Genomic DNA, 5,613 nt, shown 5'->3' on the forward strand with positions numbered 1-5,613 from the left:
CAATTGTACCAATATTAACATGAGGTTTCGTTCTTTCAAACTTTTCCTTTGCCATTTTAAATATTCCCCCCTAGTTATGTATGTGTCTATAAATATAAATTAAAGGTGATGGAAATATCACCTGCTTATACATTCTTTTATTTAGTTTTTTGGAGCCCACAACCGGATTTGAACCGGTGACCTCATCCTTACCATGGATGCGCTCTACCTACTGAGCTATGTGGGCTGGAGCGGGAAACCGGACTCGAACCGGCGACACCCAGCTTGGAAGGCTGGTGCTCTAGCCAACTGAGCTACTCCCGCACAATACTCAAACTGATAATCGATAGTTAAAATCTTTTGCTTTTGCTCTTGACTTTAAATTATAAATTATCACCTTTCAACTATTTTAAATGGTGGAGGGAGAAGGATTTGAACCTTCGAAGGCTTCGCCGGCAGATTTACAGTCTGCTCCCTTTGACCACTCGGGAACCCCTCCATTTTTAATTAGTTAAACTTTTTTACGCAACAACAATATTATATGACTTTTATCTAATTAGGTCAAGAGCTAAATTGATTTATTTTCTACTATTTAGCTTCATTAATGCCTATATATATTGATTAGATCAGTTTTATTTCTCTTTAATCTATATATTATTCTTTTCTAAATACTCTTCTAGTTTTCTTTTAACCCTTTGTAGAGCATTATCTATAGATTTTACATGTCGATTTAAAGATTGAGCAATATTTTGGTAACTTTCACCTTTTAAGTATTCCATTAAAACCTTAAGTTCTAAGTCACTCAACATATGTTTAATACTAGCTTCTAAAGTTTCATAAGTTTCATAAGTTATAAATAACTCTTCAGGATTAGCTAATTTACTGCCTTTAAGCACATCTAATAGTGTCCTGTCAGAATCTTCACTAAAAATTGGTCTGTTAAGAGAAATATATGAATTTAAAGGTTGGTGCTTTTGTCTAGTAGCCGTTTTAATTGCAGTTATTATCTGCCTTGTTATGCATAATTCAGCAAAAGCTCTAAAGGAAGCTAATCTATCAACCCTATAATCCCTAATTGCTTTATAAAGACCTATCATTCCTTCTTGAACTATATCTTCTCTATCAGCACCAATAAGAAAATAAGATCTAGATTTAGATTTAACAAAATTCTTATATTTTCTCAATAAATACTCTAGTGCTTCTTCACTTCCAGATTGAGCTATTTGAACAATTTCATCATCTGACATTTTATGATATTCGGCATAGTCTTTTAATTGCAAATTTCTATTCACCTTAACCCTCCTCACTCAATCCCAAAGATTACAATTACTATTATAACTTATGTAATCTCTACTAGTCAAGAAGGTTATTAGTGTAACTTTTTCCTAAGATTATTTTTATATAACGACTTAATAATTGTTTTATTTGATATTAATACTAATCTTTTGGATTATACTTTATAATAGCATTTTGAGGTTGATAAATATCATTTGATATTTTCTCTTCTTTTACTACTTTATTCCCATATTTCAGGATTCTTTTAACACCTGTTTTAAATCCATTTCTGCCTTCTCTTACAATCTTCTCTTCACCAGGTAACATTGTATCATCAACTTCCCTTATAACTTCATACTCTATAACCTCTATTGGAAGATTCTTTAGCTCAACACTTTTATCAAGGAACTTACCAACTATAAATACAGTTACTTGGTTGTACACAACTCTACTTGAGACTATAATTGGATATTCTTTATTATTTTTAAACTTAAAGTCTATAACCCCATAATAAATAGTTGCTCCACGACCCAAATCAACATAACTTACTGGACGAGAATGATTAGCTCGCTTTATAATATCTAAATTAGCTAATAAGATAGAATTGTATAGAGTAGATGTCACTTGACATATTCCTCCACCAACTCCATCTACAAACTCTCCATTTACTATCTCAGGAGCCTTTTTATAACCCCTCTCTTTTGTCCTAGGGCCAACAACCTCATTAAAGGAGAATATTTCTCCTGGCATAACCACTACACCATCTATGCTTTCTGCAGCAATCTTTATATTTCTATTTCTATTTGAGTTGTCTATATCAAAGTATGTTGTATAAGTAGAAACTATTTCATCTAAATTATACTTTCTCATAGTGTCAAACACCTTATCTCGAGCTAATAGACTACTAATATGCAGGCTCAATACCATAGTGAAGATAATTATAACCAAGAGTCTTTTTCTCAATTAAAACTACCCCCTTCTCAGCCTCTGTCTTAAAGCCTCATAAATTAATATTCCTGCCGCAACTGAAGCATTTAAAGAGTCTACATGTCCTTGCATAGGTAACTTAACAAGAAAATCACACTTCTCTTTGACCAGACGTCGTATACCACTTCCTTCACTGCCTATCACTAATGCTAAGGCTCCATTTAAATTAGCCTGATAACAACTTTGCTTAGTATCAATGTCTGCTCCACCCACCCAAAAACCTTCTTCTTTTAACTTCTCAATTGTTCTTGCTAAATTAGTTACTTGGGTTACTGGAACATACTCAACTGCCCCTGCTGAGGCTTTGGCAACAACTGGACTAAATCCAACTGCCCGTCTTTTAGGAATAATTACACCTTGGGCTCCAGCAGCATCTACTGTTCTTAAAATGGACCCTAAATTATGAGGATCTTTTAACTCATCTAATATAACCAATAAGGGTTCTTCACTCTCCTTTTTAGCATGGTTAATCAACCTATCCAAATCCCAATAATGAAGTTTTCTCCCCCAGGCTATTACTCCCTGATGAGCATAAGAATCTGCTTCATAGTCTAAATCGCTTTTATCTACAGTCTTAATACTAACATTTCTCTCTTTAGCCAAGCTATATATCTTATCGATTGAATCTCCGTGAGCTGAGTCTAATATATGTATCTTTTCTATCTTTCTTGTACCAGCCTTTAAAGCTTCAATTACAGGATTTCTTCCTTCAATCTTTTCCATTATTATTTCCCCACCTTTATCTTTGCTAAACGACCACAACTTAATTTACCTTCCTTGCATCTTCTTTCAGTCTCACACAATGGACCTGCCTTTTTAAAGATGATAGGAGCAACCTCCCTAACCTGCCTTAACATCTTTTTTGCCATATCCCTAATCTCTCTTTGTGCCCTTTCACAACATCTTAATTCAAAGAAGTGCAAAAGGCTTCTACCATTCATACTAATTACAATCTTTGTTTCAGTAGCATTGGGCAAAACATAGCGAGCAGCTTCAATAGCCTCTTTCTCTTTATACCCACTATCCATTAGCTTAGCAGTTAATTCATCATAAACCTTTTGTTGTTTCTTCATATTCTCTTTAAATAGTTTAACCATCTCTTTATCTTCTTTAATCTTCTTTGGAACTATATATTCAAACTGACCCTTCTCCTTTACATATCTCTGGCTTTGTTGAGAGTAACTAGCTATTCGATGCCTAACTAATTGATGACTTGCCACCCTAGATATACCTTCAACAGCAAAGGTAAAACTTATATGTTCTAGTGTAGATAAGTGTCCATTACCTAAAATTATCCCTAAAAGTCTCTCAATATCATTTCTATCCATACTATCAAGTAAACTTTCAGCTCCAGTAGGAGAATAGCATAATCTAGCTGCAGCTGCAACTGTCCTCTCTGGATTAGGTGTATAGTTAATCAATTTTACTTTTGCTCCCATCTTATCTCTCCTTTATAACATTTCCTTTATCTTATTAAATAATTCGACCAATCTATCCCTTTTTTCTGCTAAGTATAGATAACCTATTAAAGCTTCAAAGGCTGTACTATACTGATAATCAGCCCGATCAGCATTTTTAGGTACTCCACCTTTAACATTTCTCCCCCTTCTTACAATAACTACTTCTTCTTCTGTTAAATCATCTTTAATTCGGGCCAATAAATTAGCTTGGGCTGTAGCATTAACATACTTAATAGCTTCTTTGTGTAAGTCCTTTGGCTTAGCCACATTTTTCTCTAGCAAAAGGTTTCTAATAAATAATTCGTATACAGAGTCACCTATATAGGCCATTGTAGAAGCTGGCAATAATTCTGGCCTATCAGGCAGCTCTACCAATTCATCTATCATATGATTTCCTCCTATTTCAACTTCCATTCCACACCTTGAGGTGTATCTTTAATCTGAACCCCTAAATTCTTTAATTCATCACGTATCTTATCAGCTAATTCATAATTTTTATTCTTTCTTACCTCACTTCTAACCTCTACTAAGAGTTCTATTAAAGGATCAATCAACCCACCTTTGGCTTCCTCCTGTTTTGGAAGTATACCTAAAACATCTCCTGCTAAACTCTCGAAAGTACTTTTTATCTCTTTTAGCCCCTCTTTTAAACCTTCAGTCAAGATAAACTCTTTATTATTAACGATTAGATTAACTTCTTTGACCATAGTATGCAATACAGCAATGGCTAATGCTGTATTAAAATCATCATCCATAGCTTCTTTAAATTCAACTTCAGTTTCTTGGGCCAACCCTTTTAACCCCTTATCACCTCCACCTTCTACAGCATCTAGATCCAAGAGGTTTTCTACCTTATCTAAGGTATTTAACAATCTACCTAAGCTCTTTTTGGCACTATCTAACTCACTATCACTAAAGTTAATTGGACTTCTATAATGCTTAGATATTAAGAAAAATCTTATCACTTCTGCTTTATACTTCTCTAATATCTCTCTTATAGTAAAGAAGTTATCTAAGGACTTAGACATCTTCTCCCCATCAATATTTATATAACCGTTATGAACCCAGTAGTTAACCACTTGATGACCACAGCAAGCCTCGCTTTGTGCTACTTCATTCTCATGATGAGGAAAGGTTAAATCAACACCACCGGTATGAATATCAAATCTATCACCCAAATACTTAGTTGACATAACAGAACATTCAATATGCCATCCTGGTCTTCCTAAACCCCATGGACTTTCCCAAGAAGGTTCCCCTTCTTTACTCTCTTTCCATAAAGTAAAGTCTAAAGGGTTCTCCTTAACCCCGCTAACCTCTACTCTATTACCAGCCTCTAAATCTTCTAAATGCTGCTTAGATAACTTCCCATACTCATCAAACTTCTCAACCCTAAAGTAAACATCTCCACCACTAGAATAAGCATAATCTTTAGCAATTAATTTTTCTACAAGGTCAATCATACCTTCTATATGTTCTGTGGCTTTAGGATAAATATCAGCTCTTCTTATATTCAAAGCATCAGTATCTTCAAAGTAAGCTTTGATAAATCTATTTGCTAACTGCTCAATGGTAACCTCCTCTTGATTGGCCCTTTTAATCATCTTATCATCGATATCAGTAAAGTTTAATACATGAAAGATCTTATAACCTCTATAATTTAGATATCGCTTGATTATATCTGGTACAATAAAAGCTCTCGCATTACCAATATGAAAATAATCATAGACTGTTGGCCCACAAGAATAAATTCCAACTTCATTTTCTTTTATCGGTTTAAAATCTTCTTTCTCTCCTGATAATGTGTTATATATTTTAATTCCCATCTTTTCACTCCTCCTTCAACTTATTATTTTCATTTTCTAAGACCCTTATTCTCTTATTCATACACTTAAGCATCTCTTGAACTGGA

The 5,613-nt window shown here is 34.1% G+C and carries 6 protein-coding genes and 3 tRNA genes; all 9 read right to left on the reverse strand.

The window, feature by feature from the left end; all coding sequences use genetic code 11:
* Positions 1-150 precede the first annotated feature (150 nt).
* Positions 151-226: transfer RNA gene (locus tag HALSAC_RS0106285), tRNA-Thr, on the reverse strand.
* Positions 227-303: transfer RNA gene (locus HALSAC_RS0106290), tRNA-Gly, on the reverse strand. It lies immediately after the preceding tRNA gene.
* Positions 304-393: 90 nt separating this feature from the next.
* Positions 394-478: transfer RNA gene (locus HALSAC_RS0106295), tRNA-Tyr, on the reverse strand.
* A gap of 148 nt (positions 479-626) precedes the next feature.
* Positions 627-1,271, reverse strand: coding sequence for an RNA polymerase sporulation sigma factor SigH (gene sigH, locus HALSAC_RS0106300; RefSeq protein ID WP_027339555.1), 645 nt, complete (start codon positions 1,269-1,271; stop codon positions 627-629).
* 145 nt (positions 1,272-1,416) lie between these two features.
* Positions 1,417-2,217, reverse strand: coding sequence for a VanW family protein (locus tag HALSAC_RS0106305; protein WP_027339556.1), 801 nt, complete (start codon positions 2,215-2,217; stop codon positions 1,417-1,419).
* A gap of 6 nt (positions 2,218-2,223) precedes the next feature.
* Positions 2,224-2,964 (reverse strand): 23S rRNA (guanosine(2251)-2'-O)-methyltransferase RlmB, encoded by a 741-nt coding sequence (rlmB, locus tag HALSAC_RS0106310; RefSeq protein WP_027339557.1) that lies wholly within the window; start codon positions 2,962-2,964, stop codon positions 2,224-2,226.
* A 2-nt stretch (positions 2,965-2,966) separates the two neighbouring features.
* A complete protein-coding gene (gene thyX / locus HALSAC_RS0106315; RefSeq protein WP_027339558.1) occupies positions 2,967-3,680 on the reverse strand; it encodes an FAD-dependent thymidylate synthase in 714 nt (237 codons plus the stop codon).
* A 12-nt stretch (positions 3,681-3,692) separates the two neighbouring features.
* Complete coding sequence (locus HALSAC_RS0106320; protein ID WP_027339559.1) at positions 3,693-4,088, reverse strand: Mini-ribonuclease 3; 396 nt, start codon at positions 4,086-4,088, stop codon at positions 3,693-3,695.
* Between the two features lie 11 nt (positions 4,089-4,099).
* Positions 4,100-5,527 carry a cysteine--tRNA ligase gene (gene cysS, locus HALSAC_RS0106325; RefSeq protein ID WP_035571339.1) on the reverse strand — a complete coding sequence of 476 codons (1,428 nt, stop codon included), beginning with the start codon at positions 5,525-5,527 and terminating at the stop codon, positions 4,100-4,102.
* Positions 5,528-5,613: the final 86 nt, after the last annotated feature.

This window comes from Halonatronum saccharophilum DSM 13868 (genome assembly GCF_000517025.1).
Taxonomy (GTDB): domain Bacteria; phylum Bacillota; class Halanaerobiia; order Halobacteroidales; family Halobacteroidaceae; genus Halonatronum; species Halonatronum saccharophilum.